Below are 24,173 nucleotides of genomic sequence, written 5' to 3' on the forward strand. Positions count from 1 at the left end.
TATGCCTTACCCCATCAACAAAATCGTGATTCACCGTTCTGCCACCCAGAACGGCAAGCCACTACGCACCACCACTCAAACCGCTGCACAACGTATCGACGACTGGCACAAACAGCGTGGCTTTCAGCGTTTAGCAGGCAATTACAAGCAATTCAATCCACACTTACAACACATCGGCTAATATGGTATTCAAATTTTAGAAAACTGTAATTCAGTTTCAATATATGAAAAGAAAGCGAGATGAAATTATCTCGCTTTTTTCATTGTAGTTATGTTGAGCGGGTTTACGTTTTTTATTGAATTATTTTCTTAGATATTATGAACGCATTTAGCCATCATTATCTGTGGCTAAAGACAAACAAGAATCGGCGAGTGTTTCACTAAAGCGTAAATCATGCGAGGCAATAAGCATTGGTAACTGTAACTCGCGTAAAAGTGCGGTCAGTTTTGCGATATTTTTTACATCCAGTCCGTTGGTTGGTTCATCCAATAACAATACTTTTGGCTGCATCGCTAGCACGCCAGCCAGTGCTGTAAAGTTCTGTTCTCCACCAGATAAGGTATTCACAGAGCGATCTTTTAATCCAACAATATTCAGACGTTCTAATTGCTGTAATGCAATTTGATAGGCTTCATCTCGGTTCAATCCCTGATTGAGTGGACCAAAGGCTACATCATCAAGTACAGTTGGGCCGAAAAGCTGATCGCCGGCATGTTGGAAACAGATGCCTACTTTTCCACGTAGCGGTACAAAATCCTTTTCTTGATGGCATGTTCGATCGAACCAGCGAATTTCACCTTGTTGGTGAGGTATAAAACCTAATAGACAGTGTAATAAGGTTGATTTCCCACAACCAATATCACCTTGTAAAAAAAGGCGGTGACCTTCAGGGAGTTCAAAAGAAAGGTTATCAATAATCACACGTTGCTCGCGCATGATCTGTAATTGTTTGACTTCGAGGACGTTCATCAAGATTTATCCTGTGTTTTTTTCACATCATGCAGTTGAAAGCCACGTGCTTTTAGCGCCATTTCTGTTTTTTCTGCTTTAACGAGAGCATGAATTAATAATAATGCCACACGTTGCGCGGCGATAAATAAGGTTCTGCCGTTAAGTTTTGGCTGGTATCCGCGTGCGCGCATCGCCATATCCATTTTTTTATGTACATCACCCAGTACGGAAATATAACGTACGGTCAGAACAAATAGGTGAAGTAATTTTTCAGGCAACGGCAAACGACATAGCGCTTGCAATAAAAGGCTCTCGTTCATATCAATTAACAAGAGTCGAGTTAAACTTAAAATCAAATTAAAACGTAGCGTGATGAGCAGCGCGAGCTGAATGCCCATAGGATTTAATACTAAACCTTGCTCGGTGATTTTCCAGCTTAAGGTTAACCAAACGAGTAGCGTAAAGAGATTTAGTTTAAGCCAATATTTGAAATAACTGGTAAGGGATTTTCGATAGCGTATTAGCGCAATAAGTAATCCGCCTAATACGACTAGATTAAGGATAATAAGCGTTGAAATATGTGTCATTGTGCTGACGATAAGTCCACACAAAAACACATAAATTAATCGTAAGTGCGGTTGAAAAATAGCAAGAAAATTCATTTCACCACACTGAGCACTGTTGGGTACATTTTGTTTAAGAATAAGACCACACCAACACTGACGATACTGTCGATAATAAACACAGGAATATGTGATATCACCAGTAGCATAATCAGATCGCTGTAGGCTTTACCACCATCCAGAGCTAAGACTAAAGAAGCGAGCAAGGCCGCACCACCAACACCGATTACACCTGCACCAATTCCTGCGGCAATTTGAGTGCGACGGGAATTGTCATTTTCAAGTCTTTTTGCAAATAGCCAATGTACGAGAAGGGCAGGTAATGCCATTACGCATAAATTGACACCTAATACGGCAAATCCCCCGAAGGAAAAGAGCAGAGCTTGTAGTACTAATGCGATCAAAAAGGCAGGGAAAACAACCCAGCCGAGAAACAGGCCGGCCATGCCGTTTAAAATGAGATGCACGCTGCCAATGCCAACCGGTACATGAATGGTACCTGCAACAAAAAAAGCAGCAGCAAACAATGCTGTTAGCGGCAATTGCTGCGAATTGAGTCGTTTAAGACCAATCATTACGCAGACTAATGCGACAGCTGCACCACCAAGCAATACGGGTGTATGCAACACACCTTCCGATAAATGCATATTATCTTTCCTTAGATTGCGACGCACGCGTCATCTTTGAGGCTCTAATCAATGCCCATAAGCCAAAAATACCAACAATATAGCCGATACCGCCAATAATATCGTGCAGGTAAATTTTGTCTTTTAATTTAGAAATATCTTCGCGGACCAACATCAATGCATTGTCACTGTTATTAGTGGTTTGCGCAGATACTCTGTTGGCAACAATTGAGGCTCGATGTCCTTCTTCACCTTCTATCACTACTTTAATGGCACCTTCGGCAGTCGTATTGATCGGATAGGCAAATTGCCCATCGCGATCCGTTTTACCTTCCAATAGAGGGGAGTCCTGACCAGCTTGAAAAATCTCCATATAGGTTTCTGCCGCTGGGGTCATATCGGAATAATAGGCTTTGCCAGAAACTGTGCGTCCATCATATTGTGCAAAAACATGCAAACTATGAGCCAATGCTGATGGTGCGCACAGCCAGGTGAAAAGTGCGGTTAAAAATACAACTCTTTTCATTATTTCGCGTCAAAAGTTAGCATATATTCAACACTACGTTTGTTATAGTCAGGATTGTCTTGAACCGGCTCGTCAAATTCAGCCCAGACTTTGTTATAGCCCGCTTTAGGGGTGAATTGTGCAATACCTTTTTCATTGGTTAAGTTGAATGGGTGATCTTCGCCTAAACCCACTTTGATGCCTTGCTCAGGTTTACCTTTTACTAACACGAGAATATCGAGTGGTTGTCCCGCTTTCGGTTCACTTTGTGGAATAAGCTCATAATCCATATTGTGTGATTTATTCGCTTGTGCATCCCAGTGTAAAATCGCTTTGCCGAATTTGACTGGATTAACACTGAGTACAGCTTCAGGTGCTTGCTGTTTGGTTTTTTCGACATATTTACCGCTTGGCAATTTTGACCAAACGCCATTATCAAAGCGAATAAATGCGATGGCAGCATCAGGTGCAGCAAAGTGTGCTTCGCCTTCTTTAAAGTTTACTGTGGCATTTTGCAATTGGCCTTTAGCATCAAGTAGGCGTACCGCTTTTAATTTGCTTTGAGGATAGGTTTCAGTTTCCTCATGACCAAATTTAACCACATATTGCCCTTTTACATCCTTAACGGGCTCCAACCAAACATTATGTGCATTAGCGAGTGAAGCACCGAATAGTGCAGTGATAAGTAATGCTGTTTTTTTCATGGAAGTTCTCCTTTTCTAACATGTGAATACTGTGATAAAGTATAAAATATGAAGTAACTTCAGAGTCAAGTGTAATTTTAAAAAAATGAAAATTGGTCAGCTAGCCAACATTGTTGGCTGTACGGTGGAAGCCGTACGTTTCTATGAAAAACAAGGATTGATTGAACCCGCTAAGCGAACAAGTGGTAATTTTCGCGTTTATACGGAAGAGCATTTGAAACAACTTTCTTTTATTTGCTATTGCCGCAGTTTGGATATTTCACTAAAAGAAATCAAAATGTTGCTCAATCCTCAATGTGCTACTCAAGAGCAGGAAAGAGAAATTAATGAGTTGCTAGATCGACATATTCGAGAAGTATCAAAACGGATCCATGAATTGGCTCACTTGAGAATTCGCTTAATTCAGCTCAAAGGCAAATGTAGCCAGTTTGAACAAAATAATGATTTAATGAATACTTTATTGCAACATAGCGGCATTAATTTTGTGCCACTAAAATGATTTCTTGTACGAGTACCAGTAAAAATTTTTCACACAACGTTTAAATATCAAGCAACGAAACACAGAAATGCTGAAAATAAACATTAAAAAAGAGTAGAATTGGAAGAAACTGCTTTTTTATTTTAAGGAGAAAATCATGCATGAGATGTCTCTCTGTCAGAATATTATGGAAATTATTGATCAACAAAAGAAAAAGCATGAAATCCATGAAGTGACAGATATTTGGCTAGAAATTGGGGCGCTGTCTTGTGTCGAGCAAAGTGCGGTAGAATTTTGCTTTGAAATTATGCGAAAAGATACCGTTGCTGAAAACTGTCAGTTACATTTTATTCATTTACCTGCGATTGCATGGTGCTGGCAATGTCAAAAGGAAGTTGAGATTGAAGCCTATCAAGATTGCTGTCCACATTGTCACAGTGCATGTTTACAACGTCGAAGTGGCACCGAATTTAGAGTGAAAGAAATTGCCGTAAAATAGCAAGACGTCTAAATTGGCAAATTTAACCTGATCTTTTGAATATAAAATACGCTAACTACTTGATAGTATGTATTTATCTCTCTTCAAAGAATATATTTAAGATAGAGAATATGGTATTCTAACGCATGTGAATTACCATAGATTCTAAGTATTTACAGAATAAACGAAACATTATTGAGGTGACTTATGTGTACAACCTGTGGCTGTGGCCATCCAGACCAAGTCAGAATCGGAGAATTACCGCATGTTCATAATGATTCCAATGCGCAACATGCAACAAAACTACCTAATTTTTCTCACTCCTCCTTCCGCATGCCAGACTTTCCACAACAAGAAGAAACCCAGCAACGATTACTGAAAGTAGAACAAGATATTCTTGGTGCCAACAATCAATTAGCCGATATGAATCGTCGCTTTTTCGCGAATCAACATATTTTGGCACTTAATCTTGTTTCAAGTCCAGGTTCAGGCAAAACAACTTTATTGACGACCACACTAAATGCATTAAAAAATGACTATCCTTGTTATGTGATCGAAGGGGATCAACAAACAGAAAATGATGCGGATCGTATTCGTCAAACGGGTGTGCCGGCGATTCAAGTTAATACAGGAAAAGGTTGTCATTTAGATGCACAAATGATTGGTAATGCATTGGTGAAATTGCAGCCACAGGAAAATAGTCTGATGTTTATTGAAAATGTCGGAAACCTAGTTTGTCCATCAGAATTTGATTTAGGTGAGCATGCCAAAGTAGTGATTTTATCTGTGACAGAAGGCGAAGATAAACCACTCAAATATCCACATATGTTTGCGGCTTCGAAGTTAATGATTTTAAACAAAGTGGATTTACTGCCGTACTTAAATTTTGATGTGGAAAAATGTATTGCTTATGCGAAACAAGTGAATCCAACAATTGAGGTTATCCAGTTGTCTTCTCAAAGTGGAGAAGGGTTACAGCAATGGCTAGACTGGTTAAAAGCGCAAGAACGATAGGAGCATCAAATGCAGTTTGTTGATGAATTTCGTGATCCTGAACTGGCTAAAAGTCTGTTGCAGCGGTTACAAAAAATAATGGAAAACCAACCGCACTTTACGCCAGAAAATCCGTTATATCTGATGGAGGTCTGTGGCGGACATACTCATACCATTTTTAAATTTGGGCTGGATCGCTTATTACCCAAAAGTATTGAATTTATTCACGGTCCAGGCTGCCCGGTGTGTGTATTACCGATGGGGCGAATTGATGTATGTATTGAGATTGCTCGTCGTCCAGAAGTAATTTTCTGTACTTTCGGTGATGCCATGCGAGTACGTGGACGTTTAGGTTCATTATTAGAAGCTAAAGCACAGGGCGCAGATGTTCGAATCGTTTATTCGCCGCTCGATGCATTGAATATTGCATCAAATAATCCAGATAAAAAAGTGGTGTTCTTTTCACTCGGTTTTGAAACGACGATGCCGAGTGCTGCAATTACCTTGCAACAAGCGAAAAAACAGCAGGTAAAAAACTTTTTTGTGGTATGTCAAAATATCACTATCATCCCAACATTACACAGCTTATTATCACAAGGACAAGTCAAAATTGACGGCTTTCTTGCACCAGGTCATGTCAGCATGGTGATTGGTTCTGAACCTTATCAGGAATTGTGTGATACCTACCATAAGCCTTTTGTGATCACTGGTTTTGAGCCTTTAGATATCCTACAAGCAATTTTAATGTTGGTGACACAGATTGTTGAAAAACGCTGTGAAGTGGAAAATCAGTATAAACGTATCGTACACCAACATGGCAATGAGTTAGCACAACAGGCAATCAGTGAAGTGTTCCGCTTGAAAGCCAGCAGTGAATGGCGTGGATTAGGCGAAATTGCGGAATCGGGTGTTGAACTGACAGATGATTATCAATGCTTTGATGCAGAAGCGCATTTTGCTTGCCAGCCACATCAAGTTGCCGATGATCCTGATTCTCGCTGCGGTGATGTACTGATCGGAAAATGTAAGCCGGCGGATTGCCCATTATTTGCTAAAAAATGTAATCCTGACAATGCTTATGGTGCATTGATGGTGTCTTCCGAAGGGGCATGTGCGGCCTATTATCAATATAGACGGGAATAAAACAATGACTGATTTTATTACAATGGCACACGGAAATGGTGGTGCCACAATGCAAGAGTTGATCCGCGATTATTTTGTCGAGGCATTTGATAATCCAATACTTTCACAAGGCGAAGATCAGGCTCGTATTGCTTTACAAGAGTTAGATGCTTTAGGTGGAACATTGTCATTTTCTACCGATAGTTTTGTGATTGATCCGATTTTTTTCCCTGGTGGCGACATTGGTAAACTCGCTGTATGTGGTACCGCTAACGATGTAGCGGTATGCGGTGCCGTACCAAAATATTTGTCTTGTGGCTTTATTTTGGAAGAAGGCTTACCACTGGAAACTTTAAAAAAATTGATTCAATCTATGGCAAAAGCCTGTCAGTCAGCCGGTATTCAAGTGGTAACAGGTGATACCAAAGTAGTACAAAAAGGCGCGATAGATAAAGTGTTTATCAATACAGCCGGTATTGGTGTTATTCCAAACGGACTCGACTGGGGCGTGCATCGCATTCAACCAGGTGATCAGATTATCGTGAGTGGTACTTTGGGTGATCATGGTGCAACCATTTTGAATTTACGTGAAAATCTTGGTATTCAAACGGATTTACGCAGTGATTGTGCTGTGCTTGCCCCGCTTATTGATTGTATTCGTCCGATTGAAGGGGTGAAAGCTGTACGCGATGCGACCCGTGGTGGTGTGAATGCGGTACTTCACGAATTTGCACAGGCACAAAAAGTAGGGATTCAAATTGATGAAACGGTATTACCAATTCGTCAGGAAGTACGTGGTATTTGCGAATTACTCGGTTTGGATGCATTAAATTTTGCCAATGAAGGCAAACTGGTGATTGTGGTGGATAAAGAAAAAACAGCTGAAATTCTGACCGCACTTCGTAGCCATCCATTAGGTGAAAATGCGACCATAATCGGCGAGGTAACGACTGATGGTAAAGTTCGAGCAGTTGGTCTTTTCGGTCAAAGTCGTTTATTAGACTTACCACGCAACGAACCTTTACCACGAATCTGTTAAGCAAAAACCGGTTTAATTTAAAATTAAACCGGTTTTAGTTTGTAAATTGATATGTGTGAGAAGAGTGCTATTTTTTCCAAATAACGTGGAATTCACGATCTTCTTCTCGGTGTGAAATTAAGAATTTCGCAAACACATCATCCATTTCATCTTTCTCATTTACTAATCCGACCCAAACTTCAGCAAAAGCCTCAGGATCGATTAACACCCCAATTTCTTGTTCCCAATCATCGGCAGTTTCGACAAACTCGACTGCACCACGATCTTCAAATTGCAGATTGAATAGCATAATATCAGCGGGATCGAGATTTTCGCCTGCCATCTCTAAGAAAATATCATAAGCAAGATCAATCGCTGCATCTGGATCGAGTTTTTGAATATCAGTTGTCATTGGGTTTTCCTTCATCAAGTCAATTGCGCGTATGATACCGCAAGAAACAGAAAACAAAAAGTGCGGTCAAATTCATCTATATTTTGCTTATAGTAGTTAAACCTCAACTCGTTTTCCTATATCTTTCAAATTAGAAAATTGCTCGAGTAATCGAGGTGCATCATCAAGACTAATCGCAAATGTCCAAAGATAAGTAATTACTGCATAAATATGCCCAGCTTGCACACCTTTAGTTGTGGCTAAATTAACTACAGCGACACCAAATAAAATAGCTGATGCAATGCCAATCCATAAATAACCCGTTGCTTCACGATTAGATAAACGGATACGTAAATAGGCGAGCCAGTCATAATGTTTATTTAAGTGATAATTGCTTTTTTGTTCAATTACGTTGACTTCTTTTTCTAACCGATCGTTAAGCTTTAAATAAAGCAAATCATTTGTTTTTGAGTATTTAGGTAATAAAAGACCAAAAAACACCAATATTAAACAAGCCGTTATGCCAGACCAAAATTCTAGCCACAATAGCATTATAGCCGCACCAACGATGGAAAAACTCGACATAATTAATGTTGGTAGATGTTGTTCAAAAAAGTCCACAAATTGACGTGATAATGCTACACGAGCAGTAATTGCTGAGATGTTTAATCCTTTCTCTCGTTGGTTAATGATAACCGGCACGGCAAGCTCTGCGTAAATACGAGCAAAACTACGAGTGTCTACTGCACGGCGAGCTGCACCAATTCCCCAAATGATAAGCACTAAAAGGGAATAGCTAAGTGAAAGCAACACATCTCCATTCATTATTGCATTAACAGCAAAGCCCCCAAAAACGGGATAAGTAATAAAGAGAATGTTCTCTAATGTGACCAAGCTAAAAGTAAAAAAAAGACGTTTTTTGTTGTTTTTGGCGATTGATTTAATATTTTCTATCGCATTTGAAGTTATTTTAGTCATAAAGATATAGTCCAATAATTTACTAAATTGCATAAATTATAGTCTCAAAAGTTACTAAAATAAAGTAAATTTTAAGACTATGTTTTTATGATTGAAATGATAGAATAAGACAAACAGAGAAAGTTGAGGGATAGAAATGAATAATTTTGAGTTGCTTGATAAGCACATTTCAGAAATTGATGAGGTGCTGGATACATGGATTGAGCAGAAATTTTTACTTAATTACAATCATTTTGCTGTGCTCTATTGTTTAGCTAGTGCTGAAAATGGACAATGCACACAAAAGCAAATTTGTGATGAATGGTATCTGCCAAAACAAACCGTGTTTAATATTTGCAAAGAATTTCGAGAAAAAGGATGGATTGAATTTTATCCGAGTTCAACAGATAAACGTGAAAGGATTATGCAATTAACAAATGCAGGTAAATTGCAAGCAGAACCGATTTATGAGGCGACCACAGAAATGTTTGAGAACGCATTTAATGTATTTGGAAAGCAGAAATCTTCTCAACTTTTTGCATTAATGTCTGAATTTTCCCAAATCTGTCGAAATGTAATGAATAAATAAAAAGTGCGGTCAAATCATCGTTGTTTTTTGACCGCACTTATTTTTAGTTGCTGTAACTAGCCCGTATTTCGCATACCTGCTGCAATACCGGTGATGGTAATCATCAAGGCTTGCTCGACATCAGGGCTTGGGTTTTCAGGCAATTCACGGAAACGACGGAGCAATTCCACTTGAAGGAGATTGAGCGGATCCGTATAAACATTACGTAATGCAATAGAATCTGCGATCCACGGCAAGTCCGCCATTAATTCATCTTTGTGAGAAAGCGAAAGCACGGTTTTGATATCCGCATTGAGTTGGTTACGCAGATTTTCACCTAAATACCAAAGCTCTTTTTTCACTAAGTTATGATCATATTGCTCAGAAAGCCAAGTATCGGTTTTACTGAACACCATTTCTAACATACCCACGCGAGTAGAGAAAAATGGCCAAGCTTTGCACATTTCTTCAATAATATGGCCTTTGCCTTCATCCACAATTTTTTGAATTGCCGCACCTGCACCAAGCCATGCCGGTAGCATTAAGCGGTTTTGCATCCAAGCAAAAATCCATGGAATGGCACGCAAGCTTTCTACGCCCCCATTTGGATTACGTTTTGCAGGACGAGAGCCAAGTGGTAGTTTAGACAGTTCTTGTTCCGGTGTGGCACTGCGGAAATAAGGCACGAAGTCTTTATCACCACGAACAACACTACGGTAAATGTCGCATGAAGTAGCGGAAAGTTCATCCATCACAGTACGCCATTCTGCTTTTGGTTCTGGCGGTGGAAGTAAGTTTGCTTCCAAAATTGCACTCGCATAAAGATCAAAGGTTTCAACCGCAACTTCTGGTAAACCAAGTTTAAAGCGGATCATTTCCCCTTGTTCAGTCACGCGTAAACCATTTTTGAGTGAGCGTGGTGGCTGAGAAAGTAATGCTGCATGTGCAGGCGCACCACCTCGACCGATTGTACCACCACGACCATGGAATAAAGTGAGTTCAATACCTAGCTCTTCGGTTAAATTGACTAACGCTTCTTGTGCACGATATTGTGCCCATGAAGCAGCCATCATACCTGCATCTTTGGCAGAATCAGAATAACCAATCATCACCATTTGATGATTGTTAATCACGCCACGATACCAACCAATATTGAATAATTGACGCATGACTCTTTCAGAAGCATCTAAGTCATCTAAGGTTTCAAAGAGTGGTACGACAGGAATATGATAAGGCACGCCCGCTTCTTTTAGTAATAAATGCACGGCAAGCACATCAGAGGCACTTCTCGCCATGGAAATAATATAGCAAGCAATTACACCTTGTTTTTGTTGTGCAATAACTTTGCACGTCTCTAAAATTTCTTGGGTTTCTGCAGACGGCTTCCAATGGGTTGGAATTAATGGGCGACGAGAATTCAATTCACGTACTAAGAAAGATTGTTTCTCTGCCTCGCTCCACTGTGCATAATCACCAATGCCAAGATAACGGGTGATTTCTGCAATAGCATCTGTATGGCGAGTACTTTCTTGACGGATATCCATTTGTGAAAGAGTGACACCAAAACAGCGAATGCGATGTAAAATATCCAATAAGGAACCATTGGCAATAATACGCATGCCGCATGCCATCAATGATTGATAGCAGTCATAGAGTGGTTCCCAAAGCTGATTATCTTCCATGATAATATCCGCTTGGTTTACGCGTGGCGGACGATTTGCCATGCAATCATCAAAGTAATCAAGGGTCGCGATAAGTTTTGCGCGAAGTTCTTTGACCACAAAACGATAAGGCTCTAAATGCTCACCATATTTTGCGGTAAATTCTGGTGTGCATTTGACCATGGATAATTCATCGGCAAGGGATTTGATGTCATTTAAGAATAAATCAGCTGCTTTCCAACGAGCAAGATAGAGGACTTGTTGGGTGATTTTTGAGGTAACGAATGGATTTCCATCACGGTCACCGCCCATCCAAGAAGAAATTCTGACAGGACGTAAGCCCACGGGTAAGTCGTAGCCTAAGAATTCACGAGCATGTTCATTTAATTGACGTAAGAATTCCGGCACGCCTTGCCATAGGCTGTTTTCAATCATCGCATAGCCCCATTTTGCTTCATCGAATGGGGTAGGGCGAACTGTACGGATCTCATTGGTATGCCACGCTTCAGCAATTAAACGAAGCAATAAGCGTTCAATAATACCTCGTTCTTTAGGTGTTAAATCATCATGCTCTAATTTGCTTAAGCATTTATTAATCTCAACGTGTTTATGCACTAAAGAACGACGTGTAGTTTCGGTTGGATGTGCCGTTAATACAAGCTCAATAAGCAAGTTTTCAACGGTTTTGTAAACCTCTTCTTTTGAGGCATTTTGTGCTTTTAAACGTTGAAATAACGCACTCAATGAACGGTTAGAGGATTGTAAATCTTTATGTTGGCGAGAGACGGTTTGGTATTGTTCAGCAATATTCGTTAAGTTAAGAAAATGGCTGAATGCACGCGCAACAGGAATAATATTTTCATTTGAAATGGTGGAAAGGGTATCCAACAATGTTTTACGTGCCAGGCTATCGCCTGCTCGAGATTGTTTGGACAATTGACGAACATTTTCAATTAAGGTGAGAATGTCTTCGCCTTGTGCATCATTAATGGTTTCACCAAGAAAACGCCCTAACATATTAATGTTATGGCGGAGAGTGCGATACTCATTAGTCATATATAAACTCCGATAAAAATAAAACTAGGAGAGATATAACCAAAAATATGTATCGGGATCAAATGGTATACGTCAAAAACTTGAATTAAATCAATAAAGGCTAAAATAAGTAAAAAAACGACCGCACTTTTTAGATAAAATTCAAAGTGCGGTCAAAAAGTTTAATGTTTATTTAAGATTGCGAACTGATTTTCGAATGACGAGTTCAGGATGGATCGCAATGCGGTGTTTTTCGTGATTATCGTTATCTTTATTGGCAATACGCTCAAACAAAAGATTAACCGCTTGCGCACCTAGACGAGACTTCGATTGGTGAATCGTTGTGAGTGGCGGTGCATAGAAACGTGATGAGTGAATATTATCATAGCCGATAATTGAGATATCATCAGGCACGCGTAAACTTTTTTCCGTAATCGCAGAGATTGCACCTAATGCCATCACATCATTACAACAGAATACGGCAGTAGGTAGGTTGTCTTGTGTGAGAATTTTATTCATACACTCGTAACCGTCTTCAGGCTCGAAGAAACCTTCCATAATCCAATTTTCATGTATTGGTAGATTGGCTTCATTCATCGCTTTTACAAAGCCCTCGTAACGGGTTCTTGCAGTCGTTTTATCTAATTCACCCGCAATAAGACCGATCGCTTTATGACCACAATCAATTAAATGTTTCGTGGCAAGGTAACCGCCCGTAAAGCTGTTATCTTCAATGATATCGGTATCTGTATTTGGACCCCAATCCATCACCACCATAGGCACAGACGAGAAACTAGAAAGTACATCGAGTGAATGTTGTGTGTATTCAGAACACATGACCAATAAACCATCTACGCGTTTTTTGGCAAGCATTTCGACGTGGTTTTTAATTTTTTCAGGATCATTTTGTGTATTACACAAAAAAAGTGAATAGCCTTGACGATAACAATGATCTTCAACGGCATGAATGATTTCAGCAAAATAAGGAGATTCACTGGTGGTAACAATCATCCCAATGGATTTTGTTGTATTGACTTTCAAACTCCGAGCAACAGCACTTGGTGAGTATTTCAAGCTTTTAATGGCTTGCATTACCGCCTCTTCGGTTTCTTTTGCTACAAAACGGGTTTTATTAATTACGTGTGAAACAGTGGTGGTGGAAACACCAGCCATTTTTGCGACATCTTTAATTGTTGCCATAATTTTGCCTCTAGAGAATTTTTCCTATTATAAAGACTGTCACCAAATAGGTTAAGTAAATTATAAAAATTTTTTGAAAAAACGTGCTTTATTGTTAGAATGGGTTATCTTTAACTAAACAAGTGGGAAATTAAAATGAGTGATTTTGGTTACGCAATGTTAGCTGTAGTGCTTTCTTTAAGTGTTGTAGTCGGTTTAGCGACAGCAATTTTCTAATTGAAAGAAATAACATATTAATCCATTTAAAATAGACCGCGCTTTAAGCATTTAAAGTGCGGTTATTTTTTTAAGGCTTTTTAAAGTTGTGCTAAAAGCCATGCCATTGGACTATTTCTTTAGTATAATTTGCAACTATTTCCGTTTGTTGTAATCAAAATACTGCAAAAACCAAATTTGAGATAATTATGAATAAATATTTGATTTCACTAGATAAAGATGTTCAGCGTCGTGAGCTGTTTTTTGCTCAACCAGATACGGCAGATTTCGTTGTATTTTCAGCCATTAATACCATGAAAAAAGAATGGGATGAATTGGCAGAAGTATTCAATCCAACAAAATTTGAACAGCATTATGGACGCAACGTCACAAAAGGCGAAATTGGTTGTACATTAAGTCATTTAGCAGTGTATCGTCAGATCGTAGAAGATCAAAATGTGACGGAAAATGACTATGCATTGGTGTGTGAAGATGACGCTTTATTCAATTCAAATTTATCACCAAAAACAATCGCACTCTTAACCGAAAAATGTGATGCGGATATTGTATTAATCGGGCAGTCAAAAATTGCTGAATTTAATGATGTGGAATTAGAGATCAATTATCCAACCACTTTTTCATTCTTGCGCCAAACTATTGGTGATGTCACCGTGGCTTATCCATATAAAAGTTATTTTGCAGGTACGGTGGCATACTTAATCAAAAAATCAGCGGCACGTGCATTTTTGAAACAACTCGAACAAGAAAAACCGTTTTGGCTTGCTGATGATTTCTTATTATTTGAAACCCAATTCCAGATTAATAACAATGTGGTTCGTCCGCTTGTAGCCATTGAAAATCCACAATTAGTGAGTAATTTGGAAGCGATTCGTGGTTCAAAATCTAATAATTTAGTGAAGAAATTAATGAAATATCCACTCAAAAAAATCTTAGCAGTGAAAAAGAATTTAGGAAAATAACGTAAAAATGACCGCACTTTTTAATCTTTTTTATCTTTACGATCCTTGGCTGTTTCATGTCGTACGCATGTCATTTGTCACAGGTTTAGCGGCATTGGTTGTATTGGCTTATCAGTATTTTAAAAAGCAGAAACCACAAGGTATCACTGTGCCAGTAGATAGTTTAGCCGTTATCATTGGGCTGATTGCATTTAGCGTGATTCCACTTTTAGTCAATGGTACGCGAGATTTTTCGGTCATCACCATGTATGTGAAAGAGCTGATTTTATTTATCTTCGGCGTGGGACTTTATAATGCCTTCTATGCCAATGTAAATGGTCAACAGAAAGTCGTTCGTGATTTACAACTTGGTGTGGTGGTGCAGTTTGTCGTGGGCGTGATTGGCTTACTCGGTGCATCATTTATGATTGATTTCTTGCTTTCAACCAATGCGGTGTTGCCCGCACGTTTTTATGGTTCAGAGCAGGAATATCGCTTATATAACATCACCGCAACCGCCTTTTTCCAATTGAGTTTATTCTATTTGATGCTGTTACATTTCTTACTGGCTTACAACGCTAAACATAATACGCTTCCAAGTATTTTAGTGTTTTTTATGCTATGCATTGGGTTGATTTCAGGACGTACATTCCTTCTGTTATCGGTTGTGAGCATTTTAGTGTATTTCAAATGGCGTTATGTGCCATCACTCATTGCATTTGCTGTTTTGGTATTATTATTGGCCTATTTCTTACCTGAAAATCCTTATGTAGCACATGCTTTAGAACCCGTGATTAATTTATTACATGGTGCAGGATTTGTCAGTTCGTCAACGGACACCTTGATGAAAAACCACCTCTTTATGCCAACACTCAAGCAGTTCATTTATGGCGATGGTATGTATATGACAGGTGAGTTAGAAGTTGGTCGTTATTATGGTCATACGGACTCTGGTTTCTTACGCCAAATTCTTTATGGTGGCGTGTCTTATGCTTTAGTGTGTTTTGCCGTGACATTCTATTTTGTACGCAAAGTCGCCTTAAACTGGTTTGATGGCAGCTGGAAATTTATTCTTTCTGCCTTTGTGATTTTAGCGTTCTGTAACATCAAAGCGGATACCTTTGCTTTCCCAGGCATTATGTTTGTCATGCTGATGTTCTTATCGCTTTTTGGCACTCACGGTAAACAACTTATTTTATTTAAACAACAGGAGCAGAAAGATGTTTAGTATCATCGTGCCTTCTTATAATCGGAAAGAAGAAATTCCTGCGTTATTGGAAAGTTTAACCAAGCAAACCACCTATAATTTTGATGTGGTGATTGTGGATGATTGCTCAAAAGAAGCCGTTGAAGTAACACAATCATATCCATTTGCAGTTAAAGTGATTCGTAACGAAACCAATCAAGGGGCGGCAGAAAGCCGTAATATCGGGGCAAGAAATGCCGATAATGAATGGTTGTTATTCCTTGATGATGACGATCGTTTTGCAAATGATAAATGTCAGAAATTAGCCGATGTGATTGCCGAGCATGCGGATGTTAACTTTGTTTATCATCCAGCCCAATGTGAAATGGTCAATGAAGGTTTTAGCTATGTGACGAACCCAATTGAGCCGCAAGATATTAGCGTAGAGCGAATTTTACTGGCGAATAAAATCGGTGGTATGCCGATGATTGGGGTGAAAAAAGATCTGTTTTTAAAAATCGGCGGATTATCGACCGCACTTCGTTCTTTAGAAGACTATGATTTCTTGCTGAAGCTTGTACAAGATCCAACGTTTAAAGCGTACAAAGTGGCAGAACCATTAACTTATTGTACCTTCCATACCAAGCGTTCTAGCGTATCAACGGATACGACTAATACGCAAAAAGCGATTGATTATATCCGTGAACATTATGTGAAAACGGCAGAGCAAGAAAAGAATTTTGCCATCAACACACAATATATGTTGGCTTACCCACATATTATGAATTTATCCCGTAAAGCGGCTTTTTACTATTTTGAAATTTTTAAATTAACGAAAAGTATTAAGCAGCTAGTCATTGCCTTTGTGGTTTTAATTTCACCTAAATTGGCAATTAATTTGAAGCGATTTATGTAGATAACTTATTAGATAGAGAAGTATGAAATTTTCAGTTTTAATGTCCTTATATATTAAGGAAAACCCACAATATTTAAGAGAATGTTTTGAAAGTTTAGTGGCTCAAACCCATCCGGCAGATGAGATTGTGTTGGTGTTTGATGGTGCTGTCACACCTGAATTGGAAGCCGTGGTTTCTGAATTCGAAACAAAATTACCCTTAAACTTAGTGAAATTGCCAAAAAATTTAGGTTTAGGTAAAGCACTCAATGAAGGATTGAAACATTGTTCACACGATTGGGTATTCCGTATGGATACCGATGATATTTGTGTGCCAGAACGTTTTGCGAAACAAGTGGCGTTTATTGAGCAGCACCCGGATACGATTATTTTCGGTGGGCAGATTGCTGAGTTTGGCGAAAATATTCAAGACATTGTGGCATATCGTAACGTGCCGACTGATGCACAAGATATCGTTAAATTTACGCAAAAACGTTGTCCGTTCAACCACATGACGGTGGCATATCAAAAAAGTGCGGTCATTAATTGTGGTGGATATGAAGATTTACAGGAAGATTATTACCTGTGGATTAAGCTCGTAGCACAAGGACAAAAAGTGGCAAACTTGCCAGATATTTTAGTTTATGCCCGCGTGGGCAATGGCATGGTAGGGCGTCGTCGAGGTTTAAACCAAGCGAAAGCAGAATGGCGTTTATTTAAATTGAAACATCGCTTAGGTATTCAAGGCTTATTTTCAGGCCTATTCACCTTTGCCTTGCGTTCAGGTTCTCGCTTATTACCAACCTCATTATTGAAAGCTGTTTATAACAAATTTTTACGCAAATAATGCGATATTTTGATAATTAAAAAAGGAAAAGAAATGAATTTAATCTCAACGTTAAAAATGACCGCATTATCGGCCGCACTTTTATTAGTCGGTTGTTCAAGCAGTACAACAACGTCATCCACCAAAAGTATTCCGTCAGTAAGTAGTAATGCTGTTTATAGCAAGCCAAGAACCTTAGATAACTTTAATGATTATGTGCAGTTCTTAAAAGGTAAAGCGGCAGCTGAAGGCGTGTCTGCTTCTGTATTGAATGCACAAAATAATATTCAATATATGCAAAAGGCGGTGGATTTAGATCGTGCTCAAGCGGGTAGAAGCAAGCGTAATTCGGATCAACCACAGTTACCGAATCCAAACGGTACAACCAATTATCTGAATAAAGTACTGACTCAAAACAAAGTGGATATTGCCGAAGAGCGTTATTGGGAAGTTCAGGCGCCATTACAACAAGCAAGCCAACGTTATGGTGTTCAACAGGAATATATCCTTGCCTTATGGGGCATGGAAAGTAGCTTTGGTCACTACCAAGGTAGCTATGATGTGCTTTCAGCTTTAGCTACATTAGCCTTTGATGGCAGACGTGAAGCTTTATTCAGTAAAGAATTTGTAAATGCGATGAAAATGTTAGAACGTGATCATATTCAACGTCACAGAATGTTAGGCTCTTGGGCGGGGGCAATGGGGCAAACTCAATTTATGCCAAGCGCATTCTTAAATTATGCAGCAGATGGTAATAATGATGGTGTGAAGGATATTTGGACAAACCAATTTGATGCGTTTGCTTCAATTGCAAATTATCTCCACACTGTAGGTTGGGATAACAAATTGCCTTGGGGCGTTGAAGTCACATTAAATCAACCATTAGATTTATCGCTTTCAGGTATTGAGAAGAACAAAGCACGTTCACTCAGCGATTGGCAGTCTAAAGGCGTCACTTTAGCGAGCTTTAGCCAACAAGAACAAGATAAACTTGCCGCGCTTTCTCAAGCTGATCTTTGGCTAGTTCGCCCGGATAAAGAAGTTGGTCGTGCATTCTTGGTTTCCAATAATTACCGCACGATTTTAGATTGGAACAAATCGAATTACTTCGGTGTGAGCATTGGGATGTTTGCTGATCGTATCAAGATGGTTACCGGCTTGTAGAATATTATTCCCTTTTATAATCCAACAATGCTTTGTTGGATTATTTTTTATCTATAATTTGAATATTTGGAGAACACGATGCAAAAAAATGGCTTTCTATTTTATTGTTTGCCCCCCTGATGCAGAGCAATTATGCATTAGCTGATCAAGCAGAGAAAAAAGAATTGGATTATAAAGCACTCGGTGAAGTGTTGTTTTTTGATAAATCGATTTCTTTTAATAAAACACAAAGCTGTTCAACCTGCCATAGTCCAGATACCGCCTTTGTGGATCAACGTAAGAATTCCGCAAATCAAATGGTCTCAGAAGGGGATAATCCTCATCTTCATGGTAATCGAAATGCCAATACTGCGCTTTATGCGATGTTCTCACCGGATTTTCATTTCGATAAAAAAATTAAAGATTATGTAGGCGGACAATTCTGGGATGGTCGTGCGAAAGATTTAGCCGAGCAAGCAGGTGGACCACCAGTAAATCCAGTAGAAATGGGCATGCCAGATAAAAAAGCCATTGTTGAGAGATTAAAAGCGGATCCGACCTATTACAAACCTATTACAGATCTTTATGGCGAAAGCATTTGGGCGGATACCGACAAGATTTATGCCATCATGGAAAAAGCCATTGGCGAGTTTGAAAAACAAGAGTTATTTGCGCCATTCTCTTCAAAATATGATCGTGCTTTAAAAGGTGAAGCTGAATTGACCGCACTTGAAGCCGAAGGTAAGGCATTATTTTTTGATAAAACACGCACAAATTGTAGTAACTGCCACCAATCAAGTGAAACGAATTCAGTAAAAGAAACCTTTACGAATTATCGCTATTTCAACATCGGTGTGCCAAGTAACCAAGAATTAATTAAGCTTAATAAATTAGCTGCCGATTTTGTGGATAATGGACTATTGGATAACCCGATGGTGAAAGGCGATGAAAAGCAAAAAGGCAAATTTAAAGTGCCAACTTTGCGCAACATCAGTGTCACTGCACCTTATATGCATAACGGCGTTTTCCATGATTTGAAAACTGTTTTGTTATTTAAAGACAGTTTTAATAATCCTAATCGTAAAATCAATCCCGAAACAGGAAAAGCGTGGGATAAAGCCGAATATGCTCAAACCATTAATCCTGATGTTTTAAAAGCAAAACCGCTTACAGATGAAGAGATTAACGCATTAGAAGTATTCTTGAAAACATTAACGGATGAAGCTTACGAAGAATAGTTGAGCACCTGAGTTGAATTTAGCAATCGTTTTCGGTATTATTCGCACCGATAATTATTATCATTTATTTTTTAATTTTACTCAGGAGATTTTTCTTATGAAAAAACGTTTTTCAACTTTAGCGATTGCGACCATTCTTGGTTTAACTGCAGGTTTTGCCAATGCTGATCCCGTGAAAGTAAAAGATATACTTGATCGTGAAGTCACTGTTGATTTACCGGCAAAACGCGTTGTGCTTGGTTTCTATTACCAAGATTATATGGCTGTTGGTGGCGATAAAGCGTTAGATAACGTTGTCGGTTTTTCTAAGAAAGTATGGTCTTCTTGGGCACCAGCAAGCTGGGAGTTATTCAGCAAGGCTGTGCCAAAATTAAATCAGTTAGATGATGTGGGTGAAGTAGAGGAAGGCACGTTCTCTGTGGAAAAAGTGCTTTCATTAAAACCTGATCTTTTAGTCTTAGCAGATTGGCAGTACGAAATGCTAGGTTCTGATTTAGATGCTATCAATGAAGCGGGTATTCCAATTGTCGTCTTAGATTACAACGCTCAAACCTTAGATAAACACATCAAATCAACGGAAATTATTGGCGAATTAACCGGTCAGAAAGATCGCGCAGCGAAAATTGCGAAAGAATACAAGGATATTGTAGAACATATTCAGACTACGGTTAAAAATGCGAAATTAGCAAAACAACCAAAAGTGTATGTAGAGTTTGGTCGCGGTGGCCCAGCTGAACAAGGGATGACATTCTTCTCAAGCATGTGGGGCTCAATGATTAGCCTTGTAGGCGCAGAAAACGTAGCGCCTGCAGAAATCGGTAAATGGGGTACATTAGCTGCAGAGAAAGTGTTAGCATCGAAACCGGATGCGATTATTATTACAGGCCGTGAAACTGAATTGAAGAAAAATCAAGATGGTATGGTGATGGGCTTTGGTATTGAAAAAGCGGAAGCTGAACGTCGTTTAAATGCATTCAAACATCGTGCAGGTTGGGCTGAATTACCGGCAGTGAAAAATAATCGTGTTTATGCAGCCTATCATGCGAACTCTCGTACTCTATCAGACAGTGCTTCCGTTCAGTTTGTGGCTAAAGCCGCTTATCCTGATCTGTTTAAAGATTTAGATCCGCAAAAAACTTATCTAAACTTCTATAAAAACTACTTACCGGTTACGCCGGAAGGTACGATTTATCTTTTCCCTGAAACTAAATAAGGGAAACGTTAATTCATGAAAAACAATTCTGTTGTAGCAGATATTGTGGCTAACCAGCGTAAGCTTGAACGCAAACGCTGGTTTGTTATTTTATCTTTTCTTGTGATTGGTGTGATTAGCCTCATTCTTGATGTGATGACAGGCCCCGCGATGCTATCGGTGTCGGAAGTTGTGAACGCCTTGTTCGGTATCGGTGAAGTCGATAAAATGACAGACAATATTGTGCATAATTTACGTTTACCCATGGCATTGATGGCGCTTGTAGTGGGGGCAACATTGGCTGTAGGTGGGGCAGAGATCCAAACCTTATTAAATAACCCAATGGCAAGTCCTTATACTTTAGGATTGGCTGCTGCGGCTGGTTTTGGTGCTTCTATTGTGATTGCTTTCGGGAGCTTTGGTTTACCCATACAAGTTGCCGTGCCAATAGGCGCGTTTGTCATGACTATGCTTGCCTCGGGAATCCTTTTCTTATTTGCCTCTAAACGTCGTTTTAGCTCTGAAATGCTCGTGTTGGTAGGGATTGCATTACTCTTTATTTTCCAATCTTTGCTTTCATTAGTACAATTTATTTCAGCGCCGGAAGTCTCGCAACAAATCCTATTCTGGTTATTTGGTAGTTTAAATAAAGCCACGTGGCAGAGCTTAATCATCATTATTGTCGTCACCACAATTTGTGTCACATTACTTTCAAAAGAGCTTTGGAAATTGACCGCACTTCGTTTAGGCGAAGATCGTGCAGCGAGTCTTGGCATCAATTTACAAGTATTACGTATTAAGGTTTTAGTTCTTGTCGCTATGATGACGGCGACGGCAATTAGTTTCGTGGGCGTGATTGGCTTTATCGGCTTAGTTGCTCCACATGTTGCTCGAATGTTGCTTGGTGAAGATCAACGTTTCTTCTTACCGGGCGCAATGTTAGTCGGTGCCGCATTCTTATCCCTTTCTTCGGTATTATCCAAAGTCATTATCCCTGGTGCATTATTCCCGGTGGGGATTGTTACCTCGTTTATTGGGGTGCCTTTCTTCTTTTGGATTATTTTAAATAACAAGCGGGGACAATAATGTTAGAATTAAAAAGTCTTACGGTAAAACGAGGTGATCTCACCGTTGCGGACCACATTAATGTCCGTTTTGAAGAAGGTAAAGTTTATACGGTACTAGGACCAAACGGCACGGGAAAATCCTCCATGCTGAAAACCATTTTTGGTGAATTGCCACATGAAGGAATAATTACCTATCAAGGCAAACAGCTAGAACGGACGAAATTAGCGGATTGGCGTAAACCAATTGGCTATATGCCTCAAGATAGCCGAGTAGATGCAAGCTTGACCGCACTTGAAGTTGTCCTTTTAGGACGAATGGATAGCCTAACGATGCGAGTAAGTGATGAGCTTCTCACTGAAGCAGCAAGTATCATGGCACAATTAGGTATTGGTCATTTAGCCCATCGTGATATCCTGAATCTCAGTGGTGGGCAGCGCCAAATGGTGATGTTTGCCCAGGTTTTATTACGTGAACCACAGATTTTAATGTTGGATGAGCCGGTGAGTGCGTTAGATATGCATCATCAGCTTAATCTCTTAGAAGAAGTTTACACCTATACGAAACAGAAAAATCTGATTACTATAATGGTATTACATGATTTAAGCCTTGCCGCTCAATTTTCAGATGAGTTGATTTTACTTGGTGAAGGTAAAGTGCAAGGTGTCGGCGATGCTCATCATGTTTTACAAGTCGAAACCATTAATCGTTTATATCGTGTAAACGTTGAATTATTACAATGTAGCGCAGGTTTGCCAGTGGTTCGTCCACAACGTAAATCAGCACATTCTTAAGAAGGAAATGAAAATGAAAAAAATCGCACTTGCAGCATTATTAGGATTAAGTTTTGCTGCTCAAGCCGCACATTATGACATCAAAATGTTGAATTCAAACAGTGAAGGCTCAATGGTTTTTGAACCAGGTTATTTAAAAGTACAACCGGGTGATACGGTGACATTCCGTGCAGAAAATAAAAGCCACTTTGTACACAGCAAAGCGATTCCTGAAGGTGCACAAAAATTCCAATCTGAAGAAGATCAGGAACTCACGATCACTTTAGATAAAGAAGGTGTATATGTTTATACTTGCCCAGTACACCGTTCAATGAATATGAATGGTGTAATTCAAGTGGGTGATAATTTACCAAACAAAGAACAAGCAGAGAAAGTGGTGAAAGACCTCGAGAAAAAATCTATGACGAACAAAGGTCGTCTTGAAAAATATTTTTCTCAAGTAAAATAATCATTGAAATCGATGCGCCAGTTAAATAATTGGCGCATCTTCTTTATGTTTAAATCTGTTATTATTTACTATGCTTACGATTACTACTTGCAAAACGTATCCTTCAGCCCCTCAAAATCTTATCCCTGTACAAACACAACTTTCTAATCAAGGTATTCCTACTCAATTTTTGCCTTGGCAAGAAACATTACAAAGTCATTTTATTCTGCCTTTAGCAGCATGGGATTATGCAAATTTCTATGATGAATTTACTCAATGGATTAAACAACATAAGAATGCATTCATCAATCCTGCGGAATTAATGTTATGGAATAGCCATAAAGGCTATCTATGTGATTTGCAGAATTGGGGCATCAATGTTATTCCCACTATTATTTGCTCAACAAAAACATCTGAAATTTTGACCGCACTTGAACGCCAAGATTGGCCAGAATTTGTCATCAAACCTGCTGTAGGGCAGAGCGGTAATTTGGTGACAAAACTCAAACAAGGTGAAGCATTACCTGATCTTTCCCTGTATGGTGAGCAAGTTGTGTTACAGCCGTTTATTCCTGAAGTAGCAATAAATGGTGAAATCAGCTTGATTTTTTTTAATGGTGTATTTAGTCATGCTATTCGCCGACAGCCACCTCAAAATGAATGGCGAGCAAATTCACAATATAAAGTTGAAATTATCCCTGTTGAGGTTCATCGTCATATTATTGAAACAGCGCGCCATGTTTTATATAAATTGCCAGAGATGCCTGTCTATGCACGCGTAGATGGAACGATTATTGACAGTACATTTTTATTAAATGAATTGGAGTTGATTGAGCCTGCGTTATATTTAGATCGTTGGGAAGGGGCAACAGAGCGATTTGTGGATGTGTTAAAGGCTAGAATCTTAAAATAAGAGCAATAAAAAAACCTTACTTTTTACAG

General features: G+C 39.2%; 26 protein-coding genes and 1 pseudogene. 18 read left to right on the top strand and 9 right to left on the bottom strand.

Annotated features, from left to right (window positions below):
• Position 1: 1 nt before the first annotated feature.
• Positions 2-178, top strand: a pseudogene (locus HMPREF3263_RS08430) (N-acetylmuramoyl-L-alanine amidase); the annotation flags it as partial.
• Positions 179-328: 150 nt separating this feature from the next.
• On the opposite strand, the gene HMPREF3263_RS08435 reads toward HMPREF3263_RS08430, so the two are convergent.
• From HMPREF3263_RS08435 to HMPREF3263_RS08455, 5 genes are read right to left on the bottom strand one after another with little or no spacing between them, the layout of a single operon-like run.
• The gene (locus HMPREF3263_RS08435) at positions 329-970 is read right to left on the bottom strand and encodes an energy-coupling factor ABC transporter ATP-binding protein (protein WP_005697661.1); all 642 of its coding nucleotides are present in this window, start codon (positions 968-970) and stop codon (positions 329-331) included.
• Positions 970-1,614, bottom strand: a complete 645-nt coding sequence (locus HMPREF3263_RS08440; protein ID WP_005697659.1) for an energy-coupling factor transporter transmembrane component T family protein — start codon at positions 1,612-1,614, stop codon at positions 970-972. Before HMPREF3263_RS08440 ends, HMPREF3263_RS08435 begins: the two co-directional genes overlap by 1 nt.
• A complete protein-coding gene (cbiM, locus tag HMPREF3263_RS08445) occupies positions 1,611-2,222 on the bottom strand; it encodes a cobalt transporter CbiM (RefSeq protein ID WP_070853203.1) in 612 nt (203 codons plus the stop codon). Before cbiM ends, HMPREF3263_RS08440 begins: the two co-directional genes overlap by 4 nt.
• A 1-nt stretch (position 2,223) precedes the next feature.
• Entirely contained in the window at positions 2,224-2,727 is a 504-nt protein-coding gene (locus tag HMPREF3263_RS08450) for a hypothetical protein (RefSeq protein ID WP_005697614.1), read from the bottom strand.
• A complete protein-coding gene (locus HMPREF3263_RS08455) occupies positions 2,727-3,410 on the bottom strand; it encodes a DUF4198 domain-containing protein (protein WP_005697667.1) in 684 nt (227 codons plus the stop codon). The genes HMPREF3263_RS08450 and HMPREF3263_RS08455 overlap by 1 nt, the downstream gene beginning before the upstream one ends.
• An 85-nt stretch (positions 3,411-3,495) precedes the next feature.
• Between HMPREF3263_RS08455 and HMPREF3263_RS08460 the strand changes: the two genes are divergently transcribed.
• The 5 genes from HMPREF3263_RS08460 to hypE all read left to right on the top strand — a co-directional run bounded on the left by HMPREF3263_RS08460 (position 3,496) and on the right by hypE (position 7,520).
• Complete coding sequence (locus tag HMPREF3263_RS08460) at positions 3,496-3,909, top strand: MerR family transcriptional regulator (RefSeq protein ID WP_005697590.1); 414 nt, start codon at positions 3,496-3,498, stop codon at positions 3,907-3,909.
• 136 nt (positions 3,910-4,045) lie between these two features.
• Positions 4,046-4,387: a hydrogenase maturation nickel metallochaperone HypA gene (gene hypA, locus HMPREF3263_RS08465; protein ID WP_005697604.1), complete on the top strand. Its 342-nt coding sequence runs from the start codon at positions 4,046-4,048 to the stop codon at positions 4,385-4,387.
• Between the two features lie 186 nt (positions 4,388-4,573).
• Positions 4,574-5,380 (top strand): hydrogenase nickel incorporation protein HypB, encoded by an 807-nt coding sequence (gene hypB, locus HMPREF3263_RS08470; protein WP_005697615.1) that lies wholly within the window; start codon positions 4,574-4,576, stop codon positions 5,378-5,380.
• 9 nt (positions 5,381-5,389) lie between these two features.
• Entirely contained in the window at positions 5,390-6,502 is a 1,113-nt protein-coding gene (gene hypD / locus HMPREF3263_RS08475) for a hydrogenase formation protein HypD (RefSeq protein ID WP_005697602.1), read from the top strand.
• Positions 6,503-6,506: 4 nt separating this feature from the next.
• On the top strand, positions 6,507-7,520 hold the full coding sequence (gene hypE / locus HMPREF3263_RS08480) for a hydrogenase expression/formation protein HypE (protein ID WP_005697589.1): 1,014 nt from the start codon (positions 6,507-6,509) through the stop codon (positions 7,518-7,520).
• Between the two features lie 67 nt (positions 7,521-7,587).
• On the opposite strand, the gene HMPREF3263_RS08485 is transcribed toward hypE, so the two are convergent.
• Positions 7,588-7,911 carry an HI1450 family dsDNA-mimic protein gene (locus HMPREF3263_RS08485; RefSeq protein WP_005697650.1) on the bottom strand — a complete coding sequence of 108 codons (324 nt, stop codon included), beginning with the start codon at positions 7,909-7,911 and terminating at the stop codon, positions 7,588-7,590.
• Between the two features lie 96 nt (positions 7,912-8,007).
• Entirely contained in the window at positions 8,008-8,901 is an 894-nt protein-coding gene (locus HMPREF3263_RS08490) for an ABC transporter six-transmembrane domain-containing protein (protein WP_005697597.1), read from the bottom strand.
• A 103-nt stretch (positions 8,902-9,004) separates the two neighbouring features.
• Here HMPREF3263_RS08490 and HMPREF3263_RS08495 point away from each other — a divergent pair, with 103 nt between their 5' ends.
• Positions 9,005-9,436: a MarR family winged helix-turn-helix transcriptional regulator gene (locus HMPREF3263_RS08495; protein ID WP_005697621.1), complete on the top strand. Its 432-nt coding sequence runs from the start codon at positions 9,005-9,007 to the stop codon at positions 9,434-9,436.
• A 56-nt stretch (positions 9,437-9,492) separates the two neighbouring features.
• On the opposite strand, the gene ppc is transcribed toward HMPREF3263_RS08495, so the two are convergent.
• Both ppc and purR read right to left on the bottom strand, forming a co-directional pair.
• Positions 9,493-12,132: a phosphoenolpyruvate carboxylase gene (ppc, locus tag HMPREF3263_RS08500; RefSeq protein WP_005697631.1), complete on the bottom strand. Its 2,640-nt coding sequence runs from the start codon at positions 12,130-12,132 to the stop codon at positions 9,493-9,495.
• A gap of 168 nt (positions 12,133-12,300) precedes the next feature.
• The gene (gene purR, locus HMPREF3263_RS08505; RefSeq protein ID WP_005697663.1) at positions 12,301-13,311 is read right to left on the bottom strand and encodes an HTH-type transcriptional repressor PurR; all 1,011 of its coding nucleotides are present in this window, start codon (positions 13,309-13,311) and stop codon (positions 12,301-12,303) included.
• Positions 13,312-13,715: 404 nt separating this feature from the next.
• Between purR and HMPREF3263_RS08510 the strand changes: the two genes are divergently transcribed.
• From HMPREF3263_RS08510 to HMPREF3263_RS08560, 11 genes are all read left to right on the top strand, one after another.
• Positions 13,716-14,486 (top strand): glycosyltransferase family 25 protein, encoded by a 771-nt coding sequence (locus HMPREF3263_RS08510; protein WP_070853204.1) that lies wholly within the window; start codon positions 13,716-13,718, stop codon positions 14,484-14,486.
• Positions 14,487-14,493: 7 nt separating this feature from the next.
• Positions 14,494-15,693, top strand: a complete 1,200-nt coding sequence (locus HMPREF3263_RS08515) for a hypothetical protein (protein ID WP_070853205.1) — start codon at positions 14,494-14,496, stop codon at positions 15,691-15,693.
• A complete protein-coding gene (locus HMPREF3263_RS08520) occupies positions 15,686-16,567 on the top strand; it encodes a glycosyltransferase family 2 protein (protein WP_070853206.1) in 882 nt (293 codons plus the stop codon). The genes HMPREF3263_RS08515 and HMPREF3263_RS08520 overlap by 8 nt, the downstream gene beginning before the upstream one ends.
• A gap of 22 nt (positions 16,568-16,589) precedes the next feature.
• A complete protein-coding gene (locus tag HMPREF3263_RS08525; RefSeq protein ID WP_070853207.1) occupies positions 16,590-17,393 on the top strand; it encodes a glycosyltransferase family 2 protein in 804 nt (267 codons plus the stop codon).
• A 33-nt stretch (positions 17,394-17,426) separates the two neighbouring features.
• Complete coding sequence (locus HMPREF3263_RS08530) at positions 17,427-18,536, top strand: lytic murein transglycosylase (RefSeq protein ID WP_070853208.1); 1,110 nt, start codon at positions 17,427-17,429, stop codon at positions 18,534-18,536.
• A 119-nt stretch (positions 18,537-18,655) separates the two neighbouring features.
• The gene (locus HMPREF3263_RS08535) at positions 18,656-19,753 is read left to right on the top strand and encodes a cytochrome-c peroxidase (RefSeq protein ID WP_070853209.1); all 1,098 of its coding nucleotides are present in this window, start codon (positions 18,656-18,658) and stop codon (positions 19,751-19,753) included.
• 97 nt (positions 19,754-19,850) lie between these two features.
• Positions 19,851-20,966, top strand: coding sequence for an ABC transporter substrate-binding protein (locus tag HMPREF3263_RS08540; protein ID WP_005697609.1), 1,116 nt, complete (start codon positions 19,851-19,853; stop codon positions 20,964-20,966).
• A gap of 15 nt (positions 20,967-20,981) precedes the next feature.
• Complete coding sequence (locus tag HMPREF3263_RS08545; RefSeq protein ID WP_005697612.1) at positions 20,982-22,031, top strand: FecCD family ABC transporter permease; 1,050 nt, start codon at positions 20,982-20,984, stop codon at positions 22,029-22,031.
• A complete protein-coding gene (locus tag HMPREF3263_RS08550) occupies positions 22,031-22,804 on the top strand; it encodes an ABC transporter ATP-binding protein (protein ID WP_005697603.1) in 774 nt (257 codons plus the stop codon). Before HMPREF3263_RS08545 ends, HMPREF3263_RS08550 begins: the two co-directional genes overlap by 1 nt.
• A gap of 13 nt (positions 22,805-22,817) precedes the next feature.
• The gene (locus HMPREF3263_RS08555; RefSeq protein WP_005697639.1) at positions 22,818-23,252 is read left to right on the top strand and encodes a pseudoazurin; all 435 of its coding nucleotides are present in this window, start codon (positions 22,818-22,820) and stop codon (positions 23,250-23,252) included.
• Between the two features lie 70 nt (positions 23,253-23,322).
• The gene (locus tag HMPREF3263_RS08560) at positions 23,323-24,144 is read left to right on the top strand and encodes an ATP-grasp domain-containing protein (RefSeq protein ID WP_005697611.1); all 822 of its coding nucleotides are present in this window, start codon (positions 23,323-23,325) and stop codon (positions 24,142-24,144) included.
• Positions 24,145-24,173: the final 29 nt, after the last annotated feature.

It is taken from the genome of Haemophilus sp. HMSC61B11 (assembly GCF_001838615.1).
GTDB lineage: Bacteria > Pseudomonadota > Gammaproteobacteria > Enterobacterales > Pasteurellaceae > Haemophilus_D > Haemophilus_D parainfluenzae_AD.

Coding starts and splice junctions, on each gene's coding strand:
- hypA (WP_005697604.1), top strand. CDS start 4,046: ATGCATGAGATGTCTCTCTGTCAGAATATTATGGAAATTATTGATCAA.
- HMPREF3263_RS08560 (WP_005697611.1), top strand. CDS start 23,323: ATGCTTACGATTACTACTTGCAAAACGTATCCTTCAGCCCCTCAAAAT.
- HMPREF3263_RS08550 (WP_005697603.1), top strand. CDS start 22,031: ATGTTAGAATTAAAAAGTCTTACGGTAAAACGAGGTGATCTCACCGTT.
- HMPREF3263_RS08495 (WP_005697621.1), top strand. CDS start 9,005: ATGAATAATTTTGAGTTGCTTGATAAGCACATTTCAGAAATTGATGAG.
- ppc (WP_005697631.1), bottom strand. CDS start 12,132: ATGACTAATGAGTATCGCACTCTCCGCCATAACATTAATATGTTAGGG.
- HMPREF3263_RS08530 (WP_070853208.1), top strand. CDS start 17,427: ATGAATTTAATCTCAACGTTAAAAATGACCGCATTATCGGCCGCACTT.
- HMPREF3263_RS08450 (WP_005697614.1), bottom strand. CDS start 2,727: ATGAAAAGAGTTGTATTTTTAACCGCACTTTTCACCTGGCTGTGCGCA.
- HMPREF3263_RS08555 (WP_005697639.1), top strand. CDS start 22,818: ATGAAAAAAATCGCACTTGCAGCATTATTAGGATTAAGTTTTGCTGCT.
- HMPREF3263_RS08435 (WP_005697661.1), bottom strand. CDS start 970: ATGAACGTCCTCGAAGTCAAACAATTACAGATCATGCGCGAGCAACGT.
- HMPREF3263_RS08535 (WP_070853209.1), top strand. CDS start 18,656: ATGCAGAGCAATTATGCATTAGCTGATCAAGCAGAGAAAAAAGAATTG.
- cbiM (WP_070853203.1), bottom strand. CDS start 2,222: ATGCATTTATCGGAAGGTGTGTTGCATACACCCGTATTGCTTGGTGGT.
- HMPREF3263_RS08455 (WP_005697667.1), bottom strand. CDS start 3,410: ATGAAAAAAACAGCATTACTTATCACTGCACTATTCGGTGCTTCACTC.
- HMPREF3263_RS08540 (WP_005697609.1), top strand. CDS start 19,851: ATGAAAAAACGTTTTTCAACTTTAGCGATTGCGACCATTCTTGGTTTA.
- HMPREF3263_RS08520 (WP_070853206.1), top strand. CDS start 15,686: ATGTTTAGTATCATCGTGCCTTCTTATAATCGGAAAGAAGAAATTCCT.
- HMPREF3263_RS08525 (WP_070853207.1), top strand. CDS start 16,590: ATGAAATTTTCAGTTTTAATGTCCTTATATATTAAGGAAAACCCACAA.
- HMPREF3263_RS08545 (WP_005697612.1), top strand. CDS start 20,982: ATGAAAAACAATTCTGTTGTAGCAGATATTGTGGCTAACCAGCGTAAG.
- hypE (WP_005697589.1), top strand. CDS start 6,507: ATGACTGATTTTATTACAATGGCACACGGAAATGGTGGTGCCACAATG.
- purR (WP_005697663.1), bottom strand. CDS start 13,311: ATGGCAACAATTAAAGATGTCGCAAAAATGGCTGGTGTTTCCACCACC.
- HMPREF3263_RS08440 (WP_005697659.1), bottom strand. CDS start 1,614: ATGAATTTTCTTGCTATTTTTCAACCGCACTTACGATTAATTTATGTG.
- HMPREF3263_RS08515 (WP_070853205.1), top strand. CDS start 14,494: ATGACCGCACTTTTTAATCTTTTTTATCTTTACGATCCTTGGCTGTTT.
- HMPREF3263_RS08460 (WP_005697590.1), top strand. CDS start 3,496: ATGAAAATTGGTCAGCTAGCCAACATTGTTGGCTGTACGGTGGAAGCC.
- HMPREF3263_RS08510 (WP_070853204.1), top strand. CDS start 13,716: ATGAATAAATATTTGATTTCACTAGATAAAGATGTTCAGCGTCGTGAG.
- hypD (WP_005697602.1), top strand. CDS start 5,390: ATGCAGTTTGTTGATGAATTTCGTGATCCTGAACTGGCTAAAAGTCTG.
- HMPREF3263_RS08485 (WP_005697650.1), bottom strand. CDS start 7,911: ATGACAACTGATATTCAAAAACTCGATCCAGATGCAGCGATTGATCTT.
- HMPREF3263_RS08490 (WP_005697597.1), bottom strand. CDS start 8,901: ATGCAATTTAGTAAATTATTGGACTATATCTTTATGACTAAAATAACT.
- hypB (WP_005697615.1), top strand. CDS start 4,574: ATGTGTACAACCTGTGGCTGTGGCCATCCAGACCAAGTCAGAATCGGA.